19 protein-coding genes are annotated in these 21,737 nt (G+C 51.7%); 3 read left to right on the top strand and 16 right to left on the bottom strand.

From position 1 onward, the window contains the following. Positions 1–15: 15 nt before the first annotated feature. From porL to lipB, 8 genes are all read right to left on the bottom strand, one after another. Positions 16–813: a type IX secretion system motor protein PorL/GldL gene (porL, locus tag H7U12_RS12840; RefSeq protein WP_186638525.1), complete on the bottom strand. Its 798-nt coding sequence runs from the start codon at positions 811–813 to the stop codon at positions 16–18. Positions 814–891: 78 nt separating this feature from the next. Beyond that, on the bottom strand, positions 892–1,914 hold the full coding sequence (porK, locus tag H7U12_RS12845; protein WP_186638530.1) for a T9SS ring complex lipoprotein PorK/GldK: 1,023 nt from the start codon (positions 1,912–1,914) through the stop codon (positions 892–894). Positions 1,915–2,116: 202 nt separating this feature from the next. Beyond that, positions 2,117–3,085 (bottom strand): PorP/SprF family type IX secretion system membrane protein, encoded by a 969-nt coding sequence (locus tag H7U12_RS12850; protein ID WP_186638532.1) that lies wholly within the window; start codon positions 3,083–3,085, stop codon positions 2,117–2,119. A 139-nt stretch (positions 3,086–3,224) separates the two neighbouring features. Further along, positions 3,225–4,016: a uroporphyrinogen-III synthase gene (locus H7U12_RS12855; RefSeq protein WP_186638534.1), complete on the bottom strand. Its 792-nt coding sequence runs from the start codon at positions 4,014–4,016 to the stop codon at positions 3,225–3,227. A gap of 66 nt (positions 4,017–4,082) precedes the next feature. Next, complete coding sequence (locus tag H7U12_RS12860) at positions 4,083–5,210, bottom strand: DUF4271 domain-containing protein (protein WP_186638536.1); 1,128 nt, start codon at positions 5,208–5,210, stop codon at positions 4,083–4,085. 2 nt (positions 5,211–5,212) lie between these two features. Beyond that, the gene (locus tag H7U12_RS12865) at positions 5,213–6,247 is read right to left on the bottom strand and encodes an MraY family glycosyltransferase (protein WP_186638537.1); all 1,035 of its coding nucleotides are present in this window, start codon (positions 6,245–6,247) and stop codon (positions 5,213–5,215) included. A 74-nt stretch (positions 6,248–6,321) separates the two neighbouring features. Beyond that, on the bottom strand, positions 6,322–6,726 hold the full coding sequence (locus tag H7U12_RS12870) for a hypothetical protein (RefSeq protein ID WP_186638538.1): 405 nt from the start codon (positions 6,724–6,726) through the stop codon (positions 6,322–6,324). After that, positions 6,710–7,444: a lipoyl(octanoyl) transferase LipB gene (lipB, locus tag H7U12_RS12875; RefSeq protein ID WP_186638539.1), complete on the bottom strand. Its 735-nt coding sequence runs from the start codon at positions 7,442–7,444 to the stop codon at positions 6,710–6,712. Before lipB ends, H7U12_RS12870 begins: the two co-directional genes overlap by 17 nt. 154 nt (positions 7,445–7,598) lie before the next feature. On the opposite strand from lipB, the gene H7U12_RS12880 reads away from it, so the two are divergent. Next, the gene (locus H7U12_RS12880; RefSeq protein ID WP_186638540.1) at positions 7,599–7,952 is read left to right on the top strand and encodes a YraN family protein; all 354 of its coding nucleotides are present in this window, start codon (positions 7,599–7,601) and stop codon (positions 7,950–7,952) included. A 279-nt stretch (positions 7,953–8,231) separates the two neighbouring features. Here the strand turns inward: H7U12_RS12880 and H7U12_RS12885 are convergent, their stop codons facing one another. After that, positions 8,232–9,149, bottom strand: a complete 918-nt coding sequence (locus tag H7U12_RS12885) for a toxin-antitoxin system YwqK family antitoxin (RefSeq protein ID WP_186638541.1) — start codon at positions 9,147–9,149, stop codon at positions 8,232–8,234. Positions 9,150–9,385: 236 nt separating this feature from the next. Next, positions 9,386–10,270, bottom strand: a complete 885-nt coding sequence (locus tag H7U12_RS12890; RefSeq protein WP_186638542.1) for a septal ring lytic transglycosylase RlpA family protein — start codon at positions 10,268–10,270, stop codon at positions 9,386–9,388. A 421-nt stretch (positions 10,271–10,691) separates the two neighbouring features. Between H7U12_RS12890 and H7U12_RS12895 the strand changes: the two genes are divergently transcribed. Together H7U12_RS12895 and H7U12_RS12900 are read left to right on the top strand one after the other, a co-directional pair. Then, complete coding sequence (locus H7U12_RS12895; protein ID WP_186638544.1) at positions 10,692–11,600, top strand: DUF72 domain-containing protein; 909 nt, start codon at positions 10,692–10,694, stop codon at positions 11,598–11,600. Between the two features lie 120 nt (positions 11,601–11,720). Beyond that, positions 11,721–13,259 (top strand): gliding motility protein GldB-related protein, encoded by a 1,539-nt coding sequence (locus tag H7U12_RS12900; protein ID WP_206683923.1) that lies wholly within the window; start codon positions 11,721–11,723, stop codon positions 13,257–13,259. 417 nt (positions 13,260–13,676) lie between these two features. On the opposite strand, the gene H7U12_RS12905 is transcribed toward H7U12_RS12900, so the two are convergent. From H7U12_RS12905 to H7U12_RS12930, 6 genes are all read right to left on the bottom strand, one after another. Next, on the bottom strand, positions 13,677–15,008 hold the full coding sequence (locus tag H7U12_RS12905; RefSeq protein WP_186638557.1) for a sensor histidine kinase: 1,332 nt from the start codon (positions 15,006–15,008) through the stop codon (positions 13,677–13,679). Then, positions 14,992–16,374, bottom strand: a complete 1,383-nt coding sequence (locus tag H7U12_RS12910) for a sigma-54-dependent transcriptional regulator (protein WP_186638559.1) — start codon at positions 16,372–16,374, stop codon at positions 14,992–14,994. The genes H7U12_RS12905 and H7U12_RS12910 overlap by 17 nt, the downstream gene beginning before the upstream one ends. Before the next feature lie 444 nt (positions 16,375–16,818). Continuing rightward, positions 16,819–18,003 (bottom strand): ABC transporter permease, encoded by a 1,185-nt coding sequence (locus H7U12_RS12915; protein WP_186638560.1) that lies wholly within the window; start codon positions 18,001–18,003, stop codon positions 16,819–16,821. Beyond that, entirely contained in the window at positions 18,000–19,241 is a 1,242-nt protein-coding gene (locus tag H7U12_RS12920; protein ID WP_186638564.1) for an ABC transporter permease, read from the bottom strand. The genes H7U12_RS12915 and H7U12_RS12920 overlap by 4 nt, the downstream gene beginning before the upstream one ends. 10 nt (positions 19,242–19,251) lie before the next feature. Continuing rightward, positions 19,252–19,944, bottom strand: coding sequence for an ABC transporter ATP-binding protein (locus tag H7U12_RS12925; protein WP_186638571.1), 693 nt, complete (start codon positions 19,942–19,944; stop codon positions 19,252–19,254). 299 nt (positions 19,945–20,243) lie between these two features. Continuing rightward, the gene (locus H7U12_RS12930; RefSeq protein WP_186638573.1) at positions 20,244–21,725 is read right to left on the bottom strand and encodes a TolC family protein; all 1,482 of its coding nucleotides are present in this window, start codon (positions 21,723–21,725) and stop codon (positions 20,244–20,246) included. Positions 21,726–21,737 lie beyond the last annotated feature (12 nt).

Here is a 21,737-nt window from a genome sequence, read left to right on the forward strand (position 1 = left end):
GAGGAATGGCAGAGATTATCCTCTCATGGCATTTAACATGTTGCCATACACATTATTCAAAGAATGCAGGTTTTTAGTAAGGTTAGTCACCTCATCTTTAAATTGTTCAGTTTCACGGCTGGCCTGAGTAAGGTTTTCCATTGCATTAGTGATGCTGCCGTAGAACTTGTTGATAGATTTCAGGTGGTTGTTGGCATCCTGAAGCTCCATTTCGTACACTGCGTTTAGGGCACCCAGGTTTTTAGTCACCTGCTGTACCTGTGCGTGGTACGCCTGCGTATCTGCGGTGGCAGTGGCCATCTGAGATACTACTTGCAACGTAGTGCCGTACGCATCATTGATTTTGTCTAATGAACCAGTAGCCGTTCTTACACGGGCGGCGTATTCTTTGGTAGCTACAGTAGCATCCGTTAAATCAGCCATCTGAGCAGTGGTTTCGCTTAAGCGGTTCAAACCTTGGCCTAATGTGCTGATAGTAGCAGGGGTCACGTTGGCGTCACGCAGCATTTTGTCCAGATCACCGGTGATAGACGGACCAGCAGCGGCAGTTTGTACCGTTGGAAGCGGACCATCATAGTCATCACGCAATTGTGGATATACACGCTCCCACTCTGGCTCATGCGGAGGGTTTGGTTGGAAAGCACTCAGGAAGAAAATAACCGCTTCGGTACCAAGACCAACAATAAGCATCAGGTTTGCACCTTCTAAGTGGAGGATTTTGAACAACGCTCCAACAATTACTACTGCAGCTCCAATACCATAGATTTTTGGCATCACCTTATCGAAGAAGAAGTTGCCTCTCGCTTTACTCATTTTTTGAAGGATTTAGATTGTAAGTTATTTGGGTTCAGAAATTAAATTAATATAGCACTATTAAGATATGACCAAAAATTATCTTCCCAGGTCAAAGTCAGAGGAACGACCAATGTAGATCATGGCGCTACGGAAACCGATGAAAGAACGCGCTGAGTCTTGGTATTCAAAGTTACGTACGCCGGTCTCCAGGAAGTGCGCAATGTCTTTCCATGAACCGCCACGCACAATTTTACGGGGCTCGTTGTCATCATAGTAAGTAGGGTTCAAATCCCACACTACTGGCACAGTAGCCTCAGAGTAAGCATCTTCGCACCACTCCGCTACGTTACCGGCCATATCATATAAACCGAAATCGTTCGGATAATATTGTCCTACCGGGGCAGTATAGGTGAAACCATCGCTGTAATAATCGCCACGGCCTGGTTTGAAGTTAGCGAGCATACAACCTTTGGCGTTACGCAGGTAAGGACCACCCCAGGGGTAGGTAGCCAGATCACGACCACCACGGGCGGCATACTCCCACTCAGCCTCAGACGGCAAACGGAAGCTTGGCATTGGTGCCATCCCGCTCTCTACGTTATAATTATTTTTGTGCTTGGTTCTCCAGTTGTTGAAGTACTTGGCGGCAAACCAGTCTACCCCTACTACCGGGAAATCATCAAACGCCGGGTGAGAGAAATAATACTCCATCAATGGGTCACCCATGTGGTAAGTAAAATCTTTCACCCAAACGGTGGTGTCTGGATAGAGCTGAGTCATCACGAACTCTTCCCCAAGAATGTCCAAAGAATCTTGACGGATGGCATCTACGAACTGACGGTACTCATTGTTGGTGATTTCAGTCTCATCCATGTAGAAACCGCCAATGGTTACCTGCTTGTTCATGTTGGACATACTGGCCGCGATATCCTGATCTGTCTGCCCCATATGAAAAGTACCACCTGGGCAAGCCACCATCCCGTATGGAACTTCTTGTGGATTGAATTCAGGACGATCTTCTGCCCCGATCACATCTCCCTGAGAATCTCTACCCATACCACAACCTGCCATCAAGACTACGCTCAGAGCAATGGCAGAAAACTGTAAAAACTTAATCATATTCTTTGGACTTGAAAAAAGAAGCGTTTCCGCTAAGCAGTTATAATTTTTTTAAGATAGCAACTATATGTCCTGATTTAAAAAACAAAACTAGTGTTTTTTCTTGAAGATCAATATGCTAACGAGGTAAAGAAAATAATATTTTATTTGGTTAACAATTCCCTCATCGCTAGCGATATGCCTGTTACTTAAAAGTAAGTATTTAGAAGAAGTAGCGTGGGGTTCTGATGGGGGGCTTTGTATTATTCTTAGGCTTCGGAAGTCTGTACCCCACCATTACCTCATGCGAGGTGGCGCTTTTTGCATCGGTGCCTAGGGTGGTAAGATCAAAAGCATATCCAAAACTAAGAGCATTGTCTTTCAAAAGATAAACACCTAACATTCCTGTGATGGCTTCCCCAAACCTATAACCCGCTCCACCCCAGAATTTGTCATTGAACGTTGCTCTTGCCCCAGCCTCAAAAGAGGTGACGCCAGCGTTTATATCCTGTTTTAGCAGGACCGTAGGTATAACGTCTACAGCATCGGAAAGTTCCACTTCATACCCACCGGTGACCATAAGATGTTTTTCACCCGTTACGGTACCTCGCTCTTCGCTTTGTTCCCGGTTCTCAAATTGGTAGCTAGTACCCAGAAGGTTGGTAATCCCTACCCCCGCGTACCAGTTCTCGTGCTGGTACCACAAACCGCCCCCCATGTCAAACTTGCGGTCAGAGCTGTTAAAAGGCACCCTGGTATCGCCTTGCTCGTTGGCACGGTAACCTCCTTTGCTCATATTCGTCAGGCTTCCCTGCACACCAATCCCCAACGTGCCTCCGGCAAGAGATAGGTGATAGGAATAAGCCAATTGTGCGTTGAAAATGTCTACCGCCCCAATCTCGTCTTTCATCACTACCAATCCTATGCCACTTTTTAAGGAAGTAAGGGGGGCTGAGACGGTAAACAAGGCGGTCTTAGGCGATCCTCCGGCGTCAAACGTTCCATCATACCCCAACCATTGGTACCGATAGAGAACGTTCATTTCCGTCTGGCCTTTCACGCCGGCGTATCCAGGGCTTATAAACTGCCCATTGAAGCCATAATGGCTAAACTGCGGCAACTGCTGCGCCTGAGTCAGGAAGGGAACCAGGAGCCCAAACAAAAAAATCAGAAAACCAGATTTGTGCTTCATGTATGGCATTGAAGTACCCTCGCGTTTCTAAGGGTCGGTTGGCAAAAGCTAGCAAATTATCCAGTAACAACCAAAAGCAACCATTAATTTTCTAGCCTAGCCATGCTACGCACAAACCTAGCAAAAAGTAACATTCCTTTTACTTTTTCCTAGAATGTTGTTGGATATAAACCTCAATTGCTCCGGTCATAGACGGGGCATTAGGCATAGGCGCCTCAATATCCAGCTCCAGACCTGCATCTCGCACCGCCTGAGCGGTAGTAGGGCCAAAGGCGGCGATCCGGGTCCCGTCCTGCACAAAATCAGGGAAATTCACAAACAGCGAGTTAACTCCTGAAGGGCTGAAGAACGCGATACAATCATACTTCACCTCAGCCAGGTCTGACAAGTCAGAGGCCACCGTTTTGTACATGGTAGCTTCGGTGAAGTTAAAGTTATTGGCCCGCATGAACTCAGGAATGTCTTCTTTTCTGATGTTGGAGCATGGGTACAGAAACTTCTCTGTCTTATGCTTCTTTAACACATCAAACAGATCTGAGGCGGTTTTTCCCCCAATGAATAATTTCCGTTTCCGTAAAACGATGTACTTCTGCAGGTAGTACGCCGTCTGGTCTGAAATACAGAAATATTTCATTTCAGCGGGCACTTCAATCTTCCCTTCGGCACAGATTCTAAAGAAGTGATCTACCGCGTTACGGCTGGTGAAAATCACTGCTGTATGATCCAGGATGGAGACTTTATCTTTCCTGAAATCTTTGTAAGAAACTGGCTCTATCTCAATGAAAGCTCTGAAATCAACTTTAATCCCGTATTTATCAGCAATGCTTAAATACGGCGAGTTATCATTTGCCGGCTTTGGCTGTGTGACCAGAATACTAGAAATTTTCTTTGAATGTCTATCAGCACCCAGCTCTTCTTTACCGTCAGCCATATTTAGAAGGTAGTTTAACAACTTATAATCTAAAATCTGTAATAATTCCAGTTTAGGATGTATTCTTTACACAAAAACAATAAGCTTGAGTAAGATCATCAGAGGAATCACTTCTGTGGCGCAAAGGTAGGAAAATAAATGTAGATTTTTGAGGGAATATTTTTTACTAACGGTATAGAAAGTCCTCATAACGGTAAAGACCAGAAGTGCCGTAATGCTCACATTGGCAATCCAATAGACTACCTGCGGAGTGGTAGACCAAAGCCCCAGATAAAGCAGTAAAACAAAGGGTAAAAACAATCCCATTCCCAGCAACGTGCGCAGAAACTCCCGATACTGTGACAGCACCATTTCGCCTACCCCAAAAATAAATCCCATCAACCGCAGGAACAGGTATTTAAACAGCACAAACAAGAAAATCATCAAAGAATACAGCAGAATCTTTGAGATGAGGTCTGCCTGAGTTGCCGTAAACAACTGGTTCAGCAATGCCAGATCCTCCAGGTTGGTATGGATGGCCACGATCAGCAAGGCAAACGAGAGCGCAAATGCCAGCACAAACAGAATACTGGACCAGTTGCCAACAGGCTTCGCCAACAATCCTTCTTCCAGGGTGGAAAGCTTCGTGAAGCTGCTCCATCTGAAAATACTCACAAAGTCTGAGTAGAACGTCATGCGCAGAGCGCCATAAATCAACCCCACCACCACCATGAAAAACACCAAGGCACTCCGGTGGGCATCCGGTGGCTTCCGGATAGGCCGGTACATTGCGGCAGGCTTGGAGCTCAAGGCCGGCATTTGCCCCTGCGGTACTTTGAAAGAAGGGTAGTTAGGCTGTTGATCTGGATGCCACACCGTCAAAAGGTATTTCTTCCCGGCCGTGAGATACGGCGACAGGTCCAGAGTATACCGGGCGGTGGAATCAGCAACAAACACTAACCGATTGTCCAGGAAAAGGCAAAGATCCTGCCGGGCAGCGAACTCCACCTTCGGGTTGGTGAACTTATCCAGACTAACCCACTGATAGAGAGCCTGACGCTCCTCATGATACTCAGGAAGGTAGGGCACCAGTTTGTTCTGGGAAGCCTCGTAAATAAGCCAGTCAGATGATAGCAAAGGCTTCAAGGCTCCTGGTTGCCCTACGGCAATTCCGCCCCATAACCAAAGCACGATGACCGCTCCCCAGAAACGCATTATTAAGTACTAGAAGTAGATTTAGAAGAATATTGCCCCAACACCACGCTCAGGATCACTGAGAAGCCCAGCAGACACAGCAGCAGCACCAAGTTCCCCCAATGAGAGAAGTTAAAGACAAACAGGATCACCAGTATATTCAGAAGCGCCAGAATAAGCACGGTAGCCACCTGACTGAAGCCCATGGCTAAGATACGGTGGTGAATGTGGTTCTTATCTGGCGAGAAAGGAGACACGCCCTTCAGGATTCTGATAAGGGAAACCCGCACGGTATCAAACAAAGGCACGAAAAGCACGCCCAAGGCCACCATAGGCGAAGAAGGCACCGCCCGCATCTCTATGAATTGAATGGCCATGATGGAGACCACAAATCCACAGAGCAAGGAACCGGTATCTCCCATGAAGATCCTGGCCTTGTAGAAGTTGTAGCGCAGAAAGCCCAGCAAGCCACCAATGAGGCAAACCGCCACCCCGGCGTAATTGGAATACGTCTCTATGTGGGCATACCAGAAGAAGAAGCCGAACGTGGAGACCACAATGGTGACAATGGTTCCGGCCAGACCATCCAAGCCGTCAATCAGGTTAATGGCATTGGTGATGCCCACAATGGTAAAGAAGGTAAACCCATAACTCAGTCCGTCGGGCAGTTCATGAATTCCGAAAATACCCTGAAAACTGGTCACCCGGATATCGGCGATAAACATGACCACCCCGGTGGCCAATACCTGCATGAAGAATTTCTTAAAGGCCGAGATGGAAACCAAGTCATCTTTCAGACCACCGAAGAAAAGGATGATGCACCCGGCTAGCACCTGCTGTACCCCGTTAGACAAATCCCCGAAGATGGTGAGGGCCGACATGAAACCTGCAAAAACACCTAATCCTCCTAAACGGGGGGTAAGCGACACGTGCACCGTGCGTTTATTGGGTTGATCTAAGATGTTCTTTAAATGCGCCACATACACAATAGAAGGGATGGCGAATAGAGTGATAAAGAAAGACCAGCTAAAGGAGAGTAGGTATGTAAAGAATTTCATGCCATAAGTAACGTAAAAACATAAGGCCGAGGCCAGCCAAAATGGAAGCCTCGGTAGAAATTTTTGTGATTAAATCAGGAATGCAGCACTCCTTCTTTATCCAGTAGCGCAATAGGGATCAAGTTCTCCTCCACAATGCTGCCCGGCACAAAAATAAACCGTTTGTCATGGATGTTGCGGCCAATGTAGTAGCTCACCCAGTATTCATTGGTGATGTGAAACAAAGCAGGATCAATAGGCTCTACCTGCAAGGCCGTTTTAGGGGCAATTTGGTCAAACATGTGCCGTAACACCGAGGTCTTAACCTCCTGCCCGTCCTGCTCACCATAGCCTTTTGAGGAGACGAGCACATTCTCCAGGTAAAAATCATTGTTGTTGATAAAGTACACATTCCACTCTTCCAACCCTGCTTCATTCAACTCCCGTGCAATGGCAACGGATACACCTTCTACCTGGTGAAAATCAATGTCCTTCTTCATATTGATGCGCCAGCATTCTGGCTTCAAATAACTGTTCTAAATGCCGGAGGAGTTTCTCTTCAACTTCTTCTACGGGTACGGCATGCCCAACTTCTTTTTCCAGAGACGTCACCGCTTTGTCTGAAATACCGCAGGGAACAATGTTCCCAAAATAATTCAGGTCTGTGTTCACGTTCAAGGCCAACCCATGCATGGTCACCCATCTACTGCATTTCACCCCCATGGCACATATCTTCCTGGGGTTACGCTGCTCTTCAAAATCCAGCCAAACGCCGGTCAGCCCTACAATTCTACCCGTCTTCAGGCCGTATTCGGCTAAGGTCAGGATAACGGCCTCTTCCAGCAGGCGCAGGTACTGGTGAATATCAGTGAAGAAATTCTCCAGGTCCAGGATGGGATATGCTACTAACTGCCCGGGGCCATGATACGTGATATCACCGCCCCGATTGATTTTATAAAAAGAGGCCTGCTTTTCCGCCAATCCTTGCTCATCCAGCAGCAAGTGGGCCTCATGACCGCTCTTGCCCAAGGTATACACATGCGGATGCTGGCACAGCAGCAGGTAGTTGGGCGTGGTTCGCTTCTCTTCCTCCGGCAAAGACCGGTTCTGCGTCTTAATCTCTACCACTCCCTTCAGAAGTTGCTCCTGATAGTCCCAGGCCTGCTGGTAATCTACCAGACCCATCTTCTCAAAAATGATGTCTCTGTTCTGCTTCATGGTCCTGGGCTCTGCCTTTCTCTTTCTATAATAGTCCTATTGCCTTGCCGCACAGCCTCTACCTAGCCCCATACAGAAACCTACTCTGCACGTATAGAAGGCGTTGCACCTAGAAAACTGTGCAAATTACTCATTAAACCAGCACCTACCAAAAATGGCGCATAATACTACTTTAGGAAAGCTGGGGGAGCAAGCCGCCGAGGCCCATCTGATCGCGCACGGATACCAGATACTAGAGCGAAACTACCGCTACAGACGCGCCGAGGTGGACCTGATCGTGCTCAAAGAAACGACGTTGGTCTTCATAGAAGTGAAAACCCGGAGCACCCATCAATATGGTTTCCCTGAAGAAGCGGTCTCCTCCAAAAAGGAAGTCATGCTCCAATTAGCCGCCGACTATTATATAGAGCAGCACCAATGGCAATACGAAGTCAGGTTTGATGTGATCTCAGTTTTATGGCACCAGGACAGACCCGAGATCCTGCACATAGAAGATGCTTTCCATTAAAGAGACACAGACGAACCCCAGCACCCGCTCGCCATCAGCCAAACACTCTATTATATATAGAGCACTCTATTATATATAGAGAGAATCAGACTGTTTTAAAGCGAGAATCCAGAAAACTGCCCTAAAACGTAATTCTCGATTCAGAGCCTTTAAACCGGGGGAGACAATACCGAAGCAGGAAGGCTTCACCACGTCAAATGCAAAATCCCGTTTGGGGCCTGTTTTCGGAAAACAGGCCCCAAACGGGTTTAAAGCTTAATTACCAAGATATCTTACAGGCTATTGCTCTTTCTTCTCAAAGACCAAAGATCCATGGCGGTCATATTGCTTCACCAGTACAGGCTCAACAGGCTTATCGAAGGCGCTCTCCGCGTACTGGAACTCAAACTGACGACGGCCCCTGAAATCATAGAAGTTAATCCAGGTGCCCACTTTGCGACCTTTGTCATAGGTGCCCTGCCACTCCAGCTGTCCGTTTTCATAGAACTTGTAGTACTCGCCCTGCACCTGGCCATACTGGTACGGCACTACCTCCTTGATCTTGGTTTTGGCGGCGTCATAGTACGTGATAACGGCATCCCGCAGGAAGCCTTTCTCATAGTGCTGCCGCTGCGTGAGCGTGCTATCAGTTTTGAAGGTCTCCCAGCGCAGGTGCTTGGCCCCCACAAAGAAATACCCTTGCTCAATGAGCACGTCGCCTCTCTTTTTGGTGTACGGCCCGTGCAGCACCAGCATCTGGGTCTTGGAGGGATCCAGCGTGGGAGCCCTGAAAATCTTGCGCTTCTTTACATCAAAGTAATGCTTGTCGCGCACGTATGGGTTGGGCTCTTTGAACTCAGGCAGGTAGTAAAAAGTCTCCACTATCTCGTTTTTGCCTTTGCCCTGGCGGGCGAAGCCTCGTTTCACGCGATAGCCGAAGTAAGTCTTCTTCTTTTTAGATTCCTTCTTCTTGTCTTTCTTGCTCTTAGGGTCGGCAATGCTGTCTGCCTGGGCGGTAGCCAGCGAAGGTCTTGCCAGAGAATCGTTCAGGAGAGCCGTATCCACCGGACTGGCTACTAGGGAGACCTTGTCCTTCTGCCAGAAAAACAGTTTCTTCTTTTCCTTCCCTATAATCTGGGCTTGGGTTTGCAGGTGTAAGCCCCAGATCATTCCCAGACTACACAGCAGCAGCTTTGCCCAAAATCTCTTCTCACCCATAGTAGACTTCTACTTTCTGAATTTCGCTTATAACGTGGTTAATTGCTCAAATGGTATACAGCACCCCATACGGAAAATCCGCTTACGGATGTTGCAGTAGCAAGTAGAACAAATCACGGCAAATAAAATTCAGTACGGCCTGTTTTTCGCCTCATTTTCTTAAAACAAGGCGAAAACATCAACTCCAGGTCTGTTGCGACAGCTCTGGCGGCAAGCACAAGTACACCAGGAGAATCTTAGAGAGCGGCGCTACTAGCCAGGGCGGCAGGTTCTGCCATGGTCCGCACCAGTCCCTGAATGCCTTTTTTGCCGAGGTCTTTGCGAGCCTGCTCAGCGGTGGCCTTGGTCACGAACCGACCGGCCAGAATGCGGTGCACTTTCTGTCCGTTCACGGTTTCCTCCACCAAGGCGATGGGCATTTTCTGGTACATGCGGCGCATTTTCTCTACCTGGGCCTGGGCGTTGCTCAGATTCCCGTAAGCACCCGCCTGAATAACGAACAAGTGCGTCTGCGACAGGGTAGGCGTAACGGGAGCAATGACAGAAGCCGTAGGAGTGCCGGCGGGAGTTTCCGTTGGGTTGACAACGGGTCCTGCCTGTTCCGTCACGACAGTGCTGGCTGAAGGCGTCTCTGGCGCAGCTTCTATGGCCGGTGTTGCCAATGCCGTAGCGGTTTTCTCTGCCTGTTCTGCCTCAGCAGCAGCTTTGGCTTTGGCCCTGCTGGCCAAGAAAGCATCTGGCAGGTCAACCACCTCTACCGTCACCTCGGCCAGGCCGTGTTTACGGTAATGGATTTTACGGGCGGCGGCCTCAGAGAGGTCAATGATGCGGGCACCTCTGAAGGGTCCGCGGTCGTTGATTTTCACGATCACACTTTCACCGGTGGCAACGTTGGTGACTTTGACTTTACTGCCTAAAGGAAGTTCATTATGAGCGGCGGTAAGCTTGTGGCGGTTGTAAACCTCGCCACTGCTGGTACGTTTACCGTGGTATTGAGCCCCATACCAGGAGGCTACTCCGTTTTGCGTATCGCCTACCTCTTGCCCTGAGGCAATAGGTGCAAAACCGAAGGAAAAGATGAAAAGAACGGTGAGCGCATAGTAAATTTTCTGTATCCCCATTTTAGGTTTTGTTGGTGGAACATCAATTTCGAGACGACAAAATTAGGAGTAATTTTCTTCCCAACAAGCCTCCGGAGGTCAACTGCGTCCTTCGCAGCCTTTATTAACTAAATAAAGTAATACATTTTATTCTAAATACACAAATAAAAAAGTTTTACATATCACTAAATTTACAATCTGTGGTATGCCAGATTTCCATTTCGCTGAAAACTATTTTTCTGCGTATAACAGCCGTAGACACCAATTTTTCAGCCTGAATTGGATTTTAATGACACGTCTCTTTTCAGACGATTTCCTTGGAAAAATAGAATGTGTGCTTTGAAAATATTTTTTTTCTTAAAATTTTAGCGTTCGCCCCAAAAAACAAGTAAAATACCTCCTGAATTAGCATTAATATAGCCAAAACCTAATACTTAGAACCATGGATTTCGGCCGCCTTCCAGACATCAGCAACGTAGACTTCCGCTTACCGCCAGACCATCCGGTCACGCAGCAGGTACTGGCCAGATCAGGACGGCCCACCCGGTCCAATCTCTACCTGGGTTGCCCCACCTGGTCTAACAAACCCTGGATTGGCACCTATTACCCGGCCGGGGCGCAGGACGCGCAGTTGCTGTATTGGTACGCGCGGCAATTCAACACCCTGGAGATGAACACCACCCATTACCGCATCCCAGACGCCACGGCTATCAGCCGGTGGCGGCAAGCCGTTCCGCCGGGGTTTGTCTTCTGCCCTAAACTTCCCCAGATCATCAGCCATGACCAACTGTTGCAGAACGTGGGCGAACCTACCAAGCTGTTCTGTGACGCAATCCTGGGTTTAGGCGAAAGCCTGGGCATGGCCTTTCTGCAGCTGCCGCCGTTCTTCGGGCCGGAGGATTGGCCGGTACTGGAGCAGTTCCTGAAACACTTCCCCGAAGAGGTGCCGCTGGCGGTGGAGTTCCGGCATGAGAACTGGTTCAAAGCATCTAAGGCGACCCAGAAAGCATTTGATACGCTAGAAGAAAGGCAAATTACCACCATTATTACGGATGTGGCTGGCCGCCGAGATGTGCTGCACATGCGCCTCACTTCTGCTACCGCCATGATTCGGTTCAACGGCCACGGCTTGGTGCCTTCAGATTACACCCGCCTGGAAGCCTGGGCCGACCGGCTGCACCAGTGGCTGGAGCAGGGGCTACAGACGGTCTACTTCTTCATGCACCAGAAAGACATCATGCACGCCCCTCCCGCGCTGGTCTACCTCATGGAGCAACTGGAAAAACGGACTGGCTTGCAGTTGGCGCGACCCCAAAAGGTGCAGCAATTCATCCAGGGCCAGCTTTTCTGAGTTAGGCAGAGCTTCATGTTCTGAAATTCTATGCTACCTGAGGTTTGGCAAGCAACTACTGACGGGTATCTTGCATCTATAAACATAGAAAACCTTCTATACTTTCAGAACCACCGCTCAATGTCCTTCAAATCATTCCTTCAGAAAAGCTGCCTGGCGGTAGCGCTCCTTTCGCCCACCTTCCTGTATGCCCAGGGCAACGCCCCTTTGCTGTACGCGCCGCATGACAGTGTAACGTTGGTCATGAAAGAAAGCAACCTCAACTACACCTTCCACGTGAGTGAGGCGGGCAAAGAAACACTGATTCGCATTAACCCTAAGTCCCGGCCCAACGTGTTGTGGGTGCACACGGGCAAAGACAGCCTGGCGGTGCGCTACCGGAACAACCCCCGGGAGAAATTCAGGCTCACCAACGGCAAAGACACCACCCAACTGGTGTTCTCCTATTTCACGTCGCCAGCCCACGAAGACCTGAACAAGCAAGGCACCGATGCTTACACGAAGAAGAACTATCCGCAAGCCGTTGCCCTGTACCAAAAAGCCATCAATGCTACGCCCAATGGGGCGCATGTACGTTCCGCGTACTACAACATGGCCTGTAGTTATGCCTTGATGGGCCAGAAAGCACCCGCCCTCAAAGCCCTGGAGCAAGCGGTAAACGCCGGGTACAAGAACGTGGCGCACCTGAAGAAAGACACCGACCTGGATATACTCCGGCAGGAGAAGAAGTATCTGCAGTTGGTGAGTAGGTTGGAAAAACAGAATGCCCAGCTAGGCGACCCTCTCAAGGCGCAACTGGTCACCACCGATGTCCACAATTTCTGGAAAGCCTATGACCTTGCCGCCAAAAACCCGGCCCGGCAGCAGGAGATTTTTGAGCAGGAGTACTTCAACAAAGCATCGGTGGGCTTGCAGGATTACTTCGCCAGCAAGATTGGCTCCGTGGAGCAGTTCCTCAACAACCTCAACAACAAAACCGCGTTTTTCCCGGCTATCCGCCGGAACACGCTGGCGGTTGACACCATGAAGGCCGGCATTTACCAGAGCTTCCAAAAGATGAAGGAGCTGTACCCAGATGCCACGTTCCCCAACGTGTACTTCGTGGTGGGGCGCTACAGCTCGGCGGGCACCGTCTCAGACAACGGCCTCCTGATTGGCATTGACCAGTACTCGCGCTCCCCGGAAGTGCCGCTGCATGAGCTGAGCCTCTGGGAGCGCAACAACTTTGACTACGTGAAGAACGTGCCGCCCCTGGTGGCGCATGAACTCATCCACTTCATCCAGACCGACCGAAACGACACCACGCTGCTTTCCAATGCCCTGTCCGAGGGCATGGCCGATTTCATTGGCGAGCTCATCTCCGGGATGAACGCCAACCGACGCCTCCATGAGTTTGCGAATCCGCGCGAGAAACAGGTTTGGGAAGCCTTCCAGAAAGAGATGTACCTCAACCGCGCCTACAACTGGATTGCCAACGGCAGCCAGGAGCGCCCCGACCATCCCGCCGATTTGGGCTACTACATGGGCTACAAAATCTGCGAGGCTTACTACCAAAAAGCCACCGACAAGAAACAGGCCGTGAAAGACATCCTGGAAATCAAAGACGCCCGCGCCTTCTTCGAGCAGAGCGGCTACGCCGATAAATTCACGAAGAACTAGCCAGTAGCTCCTACCAGTTCAACCGTTTTGTTTTGGGCACGTTTTCCGGAAAACGTGCCCAAAACAGAAACCGGCTCTCAGACCTCACAGGTTTTCAAAACCTGTGAGGTCTTTTTGTTTTCAACCGTTATTGGCACAGACGCTCGCAGGTCCTCCGGACGCTACGAGGTCTTTGGAGCAGGCGCTTTAGGCCTATTTTCAGAAAAACTGCCCTAAAACAGCATTCGACCACTACAAAGAAAGCCTCTACTATGGCGCGGAAGTTACTTCCGTGACTACAGGAATCGATAGGCACGGAAGTAACTTCCGCGCCATAGTGGGGCCATATGTGGAAAAGAACTCAACACCAATCCGCTCCATCTTGTTTTGAGCCTGTTTTCTGAAAAACGTGCTCAAAACAGGCAAGTAGTTTTCAACTTAGCTCCGGGCCGAGGCCAGGGGAGCGACTTCCGCAAACGCAATCCGGAACGTCGTCACGCCATCAGGGCCGCTTTCCAGCGAGAAAGGGAACCCGTGGTGCAGCAGAATCTCCCGGACCATGGTGAGTCCGATGCCCTGTCCGTTGGCCTTGGTACTGAAGAATGGGGAGAACAGCTTTTCCTGCACCTCGGGGGAAATGGGCTTTCCGTTGTCCTGGATGAGTAGTTGCGGCGGATTCACCACTGTTTTCACGTTCACCCAGCCGCCCGCCTCCGTCGCTTCCAGGGCATTCTTCACTACGTTAATGAGCACCTGTTCCATTTGCTGCACATCAAGCGAAATGGGTTGAATTTGCTCCGCCAACTCCCACTCCCAAGTCACTTGCTTCCGTTCAAAGCTTGGCAGCATGAGCCGGTGGATACTGTGCAGCAGAGCATGCAAATCGGTGGGCTGCGGAACAGGTGGCGGAATTCGGACGACATTGGCGAAATTGGCCATAAAACCGGCCAGGTTCTGGTTGCGCGTGATGCAGACTTGCAGGGCCTCGTCGAAATCCGGCTGGGTGTCTTGGTTGAGTTGCGGGGAGAAATACGAGAAGGAATTTAGGATGGAGTTGACTGCGCCAATGGAGTTGTTGATTTCATGCGACATCATCCTAATCAGTTTTTCGTAGGCGTTGCGCTCCTTCTCCAGCAGTTCCTGCGTGAGTTCCTCCACTAGAATGAAGTAGCGATGGTAGCCCCGGTCCAGAAACCTGATTTTGCGGCAGCGGTACGTCTGAATGCCGTTCGGCCGTATCACACGCTGCTCGTCTTTGGGCAGCTTGCTCAGGGAGCCGCCCCAGTGCTGCGGAAGCCCGGTCAGAGGTTTGCCTATTACGTCTTTTCCCGTGATTTGCAGCAGCGCCGCCGCCGCCGGATTCAGGCCGGCCACGCGGTCATGGGTATCCAGCAGGATAATGCCCGAGGGCGAGGCTTCAATGAGGCGCTCCAGCAGGAAATGCTTTTCGGTTTGCACCACCCGCTCCTGCCGCAGCTCGTCCATCATCTGGTTGTACACGCTAATAAGCTGGTCTACCTCCTTCTGGCCCGTTTCCAGGAATTTGATGGAAAAATCACGGTCTTTGATGGACGCCACGCCGGCGGCAATCAGGTTCAAGGGGCGCACGAACGCCGTGTACAGCCGAACCGTAAGCACCAGACTCACCAGAATGAGCGCCTCGGCGGCCACAAACATCCACTTGTTGTAGGTGAGCAGTTGCCAGGCCAGCACGCCCATGGCCGCGTACAGCAGCGCCGCGGTGAAGATAAACCTATTCTTGAGCGTCATAGGGGATGTTGAACTTCTCCAGCCTTCGGTACAGCGAGCCTCGGCTCACGCCCAGCGCCTTGGCCACTTTGCTCACGTTGTTTTGGTAATAAGCCATCGATTTTTTAATCATGCTGGCCTCCAGCTCGTCCAGGGTCATGGCGCCCACGGATGGAAGCAGTTTCTCATCCAGTTTCCGGGAACCGCCTTGGAGTTGGCTCTGGAAATCCTCTACATCCAGCAGGCTTTTGCCACTTACCAGCACCGTTCGCTCCACCAGGTTCTTCAGCTCCCGTATGTTGCCCGGCAAGGGCAGTTCGCGCAGCCATTTTAGGGCTTTTTGGCTCACCTGCAGCTCCTGTTTATGGTACGTTTTCTTGAGGTTGTTCACGAAATGCTGCACCAGCAACGGGATGTCCTGGCTCCGCTCTCGCAGCGCGGGCAGTTTCACCGTGATGAGGTTGATTCTATAATATAAGTCTTCCCGGAACTTGCCTTCGGCCACCATTTCCTGCAGGTTGCGGTTGGTGGCGCAGACCACGCGTATGTCCAGGTTTTTGGAACGGCTGTCGCCGAGGACTTCATAGGTGCGGTCTTGCAGCACACGCAGCAGTTTCACCTGGCTGTTGAGGTCCAGTTCGCCAATCTCGTCCAGAAAAATGGTGCCTTTGTTCGCCAGCTCGAAGCGGCCCACGCGGTCGGTCTTGGCATCAGTGAACGCGCCGCGCCGGTGCCCGAACATCTCGCTCTCAAACAGACTGGCCGAGATGCCGCCCAAATTCACCTTCACAAACGGAGCCTTCCGGCGATGGCTGTTCTTGTGGAGCGCCTCGGCGATGAGTTCCTTGCCCGTGCCGCTGTCGCCCTCAATGAGCACCGAGGCATCGGTGGCGCTGATTTGCCCGATGCTGCGCAGCACCTGTAATAGCCCAGGGTCTTCACCCACAATCATGGAGAAATCATACTGCTCGTCCAGCGGCTTGCGGCTGAGTTTCCCGGCCGGGATTTCCACCACGGGTTGGGCCAGTTCCAGCGCCGTTTTAATGGATTGCAGCAGGGCCTCGTTGTTCCAGGGTTTGGTGATGAAATCGGCCGCGCCGCCTTTGAGCCCTTCCACGGCCAGGTGAATGGAGCCCCAGCCGGTAATCAGAATCACCGGCACAGCCGGGTAGCTTTGCTTCAGTTGCGCCAGCAGGTGCAGCCCGTCTTCGCCGGTGGTTTCTATGGAGAAGTTCATGTCCAGCAGCACCAGCTGGGGCGTCTGCCGGGCGGCTAGTTGCAAGGCTTCCTGGGGCCCTGCGGCCTGGGCCGTGGCATAGCCCGCTTGTTTGAGCAACAAGCCCAGGGAAGCCCGTACGGCTACGTCATCGTCAATAATCAGAATCATGGGTTAGGGAAGCAGATAGGTGAAGGTAGCGTTTTTAAGCCGATTTCAGAAAAAGAGCCGCTAAACGGAACGGTTTGGACACTCGCAAAAGCTGCGCACAAGACGAGGTCAAAGGGAGTTCTGAGTCAAGAATTCTAAGTTTGATAATAGAAGAAGCTGGCGCGAGTCTCCAGACTCGCGCCTTGGGATAACGGGTAGTCTCTGACTACCCTCGCTGCCCGCAGCGACCGAGCGCATTGCTGAGCTACTTTCCCCTGCTGCCTAGAAAGAAATCCAATAGAGAAACTGCATGTAGCACCAGTTCTCGGTTCACGGCGAGTCTGGAGACTCGCATCATCCGTTGGCACGAGACTGGAGTCTCGCGCCAGAGGCTTATTTGAATTTGTGAGGATTTGCGTTTAGGGGCTGCTTTTATGAAAACAGCCCCTAAACGCATAAGCCAGCTTACTCCTCATGCAATGCCACCGCCGGATGGATTTTCGCCGCTTGCCAGCTGGGGTACACGGCACAGACAATGGCCAGCAGAAAGATGAGCAGTGCGGCGGCTCCTATACCTTGCCAGTAAATCTCGGCGGAAAGCTGGAATACGTGCAGCAGCGGAAACTGCGCCGCCAGCAACAGGCCCAGCAGCAGCCCGAAGGTGGCCATCACCAGCACTTCGCCCACAAACTGGTTCCGGATCTGTCTGGTAGTGGCGCCCAGCGCCCGGCGCAGGCCAATCTCTGAGTAACGGCGGTTGATGTTGTACCAGAGCACCCCAAACAAGCCCAGCGCCACGTTGAAAATCAGGAAACCGCACACCACGCCCATGGCCGCCATGGGCACCCAGGTTAATTTTGATTTGCTTTGGCGCATTTTCTCCAGTGTGGTGACTTCTATGGTCCAGTCTTTGGCGATGCGCGAGAGGTCTTTCACCATTTTCTCCTCAAAAACTACACCGGTGCCCGGTTTTACCTTGATGAGCAAACTGGCGTACAGCTGATCGGGTTTGGCCTGCTCCAGGTTGATGCGCCGAAAAAGCGCAGGTTCCTCTTCGGCAAACTCGCTGTCGGCGCGGTAATGGGGAATCACGCCCACCACGGTATAACTGGTAGAGTCATCCACCTTGATTTGTTTGCCCAGCGCTTCTTCCTCGCCAAACAGCCGGTCTTTCAATACCTGGTTGATGACCACGGAGGTGTGGAGCGCAACGGCATCCTGCGGCCCGAACCACCGGCCCTGGTCCACCGACAACTGGAAGACGTCTTTGTAGGCATCCTGCACCTCGTAATTATTGGTTTCCACCGATTCCTTGTTTCCGTAGGAAACCCCCATGCTCATGCTGCTGAATGCAAAAGGCACGTTGTTGTGGGCCAGAGAGGCAGCCTCCACCTCGGGGAAAGATTTAATGCGCTGCATCATCTGCTCCTGTATGGCCTTGGCCTGCCCCATGGAATCTGCATTGGGCCTGAAGGAGAGCTGCCACACGTTCTGGTGGTTAATGCCCAGCGGTTGCTTATAGTTATGGTAGTTGTAGAGCACAAAGCTGATGACCGCGAACAGCACCATGAATGAGAAGAACATTTCAGTGATGAGCAGGAAGTTGCTTTTCTTCCGGTTCCAGATTAGTTTAAATAAATGGCGTATCATTTGGAGCCTCCTCTCAAAGCCTCAACGGCGTGTAAACGTGACATTTTAAAAGCGGGGTACACCCCGGAAATCAACCCGAACACCAGGCACAAAAGCAGCCCCCAGGCGAACACCCGCAGATTCAACCCCAGTTGCGAATAGACGATAATGCCGCTGTCATTGATCAGCGCCAGCACCCCCGCCGAGAGCAGAAAACCTAGCAAGCCACCCAAGAGCGTCAGGAAAACGTTCTCCACCACAAACTGCCCGATGATGGTATTAGACGAAGCCCCGAACGCCTTGCGCACGCCAATCTCAGAAGACCGTTCCATGATGCGGCTGATGTTGATGTTCACCAGGTTGATGGTAGGCAAAAGCATGAACAGAAAGGCGGCCAAGGCCATCATGGTGTACAGGAACGTGACCTTGTCTTGCTTGCCATTGCCCGGAAATGCCCGCGCGAAGCTTTCCAGGATGGCATCTGCAAAGGAATGCACCTGCTTCGTTTCTTTGGGATTCAACCGACTCACCTCCTGAATGATGCGGTCGTATTCTTCCTTTATCTTAGGAATGTCAGCCGCTTGCCGGGCTTTGATGGTGGCAAAAAAACCGCCCCGCAGGCCGGTGTCTTTGAACTCCTGGCTTTTGAGCGTGATGGGCACCCAGACATCGGCGTAGGAATGTATTCTTAGCACCGGCACGTCTTCCACTACGCCAATGACCCGGTATTTCACCTGGTCTACCTCAATGGTCTGCCCCAGGGCCGGCCCCGTCCCGAAGTAGTTCTTGCGCGTCGTCTGGTTGATCACGGCCACCCGGCTGGCGTTCTTCACCTCCTGCGCCCCAAAGGGATTTCCCTCCAGAAAATGAAAGTCCAGGATCTCCCAGAACTGCTGATCGGTGTGCTTGATGTCCAGCGCCAGCTTCTTGTTATGGATGTAGCTGTTCACCGGGTTGAATACCGAGTGGACGGAGACTTTCTCGGGCGTTTGCATGCGCCGCACATAGCGGTCCAGGAAAAAATAGCTGGGCGGACCGCTGCTGGAGTAGCCTTCGCCCTGTTCCTCGCGCAGGTTGTTCACAAACAGCAAGCGGTCGGTCTCCCGCTCCGGCATCTGCGGCCCGAACACATGGTCAAAGAGCGAAGTCACCACCATGAGCACCATCAAGGTGAAACTGATCCCGAAGAGGCTGATGAAGGTGAAGAATTTCCGGCGCAACAGTACCGCCCAAGCAATTTTTATATAATTCTTTAACATGGCTGTGGCGTTAGATCTGCGCTTCTACTAGTCTGGAGTCTGCCACTTGCTGCCCGTCAAAGAACCGGACCAGGCGGTTGGTCTTGAGTGCCATGTTCTCGTCATGGGTCACCATCACAATGGTGGTGCCTTCTTCCTGGTTCAGGCGCAGCAGAATGTCCATGATCTCGTCGCCCATCACGCTGTCCAGGTTTCCGGTGGGTTCATCCGCCAGGATGATTTCCGGCTGACCGGCCAGCGCCCGGGCAATGGCCACCCGCTGGCGCTGTCCACCGCTGAGCTGACTGGGAAAGTGCTTGGTGCGGGCACTCAGGCCTACTTTCTCCAGGGCCGCCAGCGCCCGCTTACGCCGCTCACTCGCGCTCACGTTCCGGTACAGCAACGGCAATTCCACGTTGTCTACCACGCTCAGATCATGAATTAAGTGATAACTCTGGAACACAAAACCGATCTTCTCATTGCGCAGCCTGGCCAGTTGCTTGTCTGAGTGCGTTTTCACCGGCTGCCCGTCAATGATCACTTGGCCGGATGAAGGATCATCCAACAAGCCCATGATGTTGAGCAGCGTAGATTTCCCGCAACCCGAGGGCCCCATGATGGACACAAACTCCCCACGTTCCACGTGCAGGTTCACGCGGTGGAGGGCTACCGTCTCAATGGTCTTGGTGCGGTAGACTTTTTCAATGTCTTGTAACTGTATCATAGTTAATATGCTGATGTGTGAATGTGCTAATGTGCTATGTCTGTTTTAGGCCTGTTTTCCGGAAAACGTGCTCAAAACAAGTTTTAGCTGGGTACTCCTTCGTCCCCCTTGGAAGGGGGTAGGGGGATGATTTCGCATGCTGATCAATCATCCTGAGGTTCAGTATTTAATTGCTTCTTACAAGCGTTATAAAGTTCTCCAGCCGCCTTTGTCATCCCCCTACCCCCTTCAAAGGGGGACGAAATGCGTGCCTGTTGTTTTAGCCCTGTTTTCAGAAAAAGAGCCGCTAAACGCATTGCTCATTTTTCTGCCAGCAGTGACTGCCTGCGTTCAAAGTCATATAAGGTAAGCGCTCTGAGTTTGTAATAGGCTACCCAGAAATCCTGAAGGGCCGTAATATACGCCCGCCGGGCCTGGTCTTTTTCCTGTAAGGCGATGTTCAGGTCAGTGATGCTGATGCGGCCTACCAGAAACGTGGCTTTGGTGATGTCATAGCGTTCCTGGGCAATGGAATCTGCCGAGGCGGTGATGTGGAGGCGCTCCTTCAGCAGCTCTATCTGGTTTACCTGCGTGTAGACATTCTGCTCAAAAGCTGTCTGTTCCTGCTCTACGGTGTACTGGGTGAGCTGCAGGTTGGCCTCGGCGGTTTTCACGCTGGCTTTCTGCCGTCCCCAATCCACGATGGGCACGCTGAACCCCAGCGTTACCTGTTGCTGGTTTTCCGGTTGGGCATAGCTCTCAGAAAAGTTGTTCGCGCTCTTGGTTAGCCCGAAGGTGGCGTACAGATCGGCGTTGAAGCCGCCTTTGCCCCGGGCCTGGGCCACCTGCTGCCGGGCCTGCAGCACCCGCCGCTCAAACTGAAACCGCTCTTTCCGGTTAAGCCGGGCCTGCTCTAGGGCGAGTTGCTCTTCCACCTGCAGAGCCGGAACCGCTTCGGGTGCCTGCACCGCCACTTGTTCGCCCCGCATCAGGCCCACGTAGGCCGAGAACTGCATGGCCACGGTTTTGAGCTCGGTGGAAGCCTGGGCCTGCGCCATCTGCGCGTTCATGAGGCTCAATTTCAGTTGCAGCAGTTCGTTCCTGGACAATCGGCCTAGCCGATGCTTTTCCTCGGCCACCCTGAACAGCGCCTGGTTGTTTTCCACGTTTTTACTCGCAATCTCATAGTTAACCTGCTGGAGCAAGACCTCAAAGAAGCGCTGGGTGGCAGTGGTGGCAATGTTCTCGCGGTCTTCAATGAACTGCCGCTCTGATTCCCGGAAGCGCAGGGGCTCTACTTTCTTCGCCCAGCCCAGGCTGTTGTACCCAAAAATAGGCTGCCGAAACCCGATGATGGCCGGGAAGGAATTGTAGCGCCGTACCCCCTGGTTGAAATCATCGAAGCGCTGGCTCTGCGAAGACACAAAGAACTGCCCGCCCGTGAGCCCCACCGCCTGACTCAGAGACAAAGACAAATCTGAGTTGCTGATGGAAACGGCCCTGAAGTCAGTGGTACCGTCTGGCTGAATGACCGGAATGATGCTCCTGGAGAAATCTGGCAGCGTACCAGACAAGGTCAGGTGCGGCCGGTAATCTGCCTTGAACGTGCGGTACTGCCAATAACTGCCGGTTTTGTTGGTAGCGGCCTGCTTGGCGGCTGTGGAGGCGGAAAGCGCCAACTCAATGGTTTCGGGCAAGGTGAAGCGGCGCGCAACTCCCCCGTTCTGGGCGCTGGGCTGGGCCTGCGCCGCCGGCGTTTTCAGAAGATAGAACAACACTATATATAATAGAGTATTTTTCATGATGCAGGGACC

The organism is Rufibacter sediminis (genome assembly GCF_014269285.1).
GTDB classification, from domain to species: domain Bacteria; phylum Bacteroidota; class Bacteroidia; order Cytophagales; family Hymenobacteraceae; genus Nibribacter; species Nibribacter sediminis.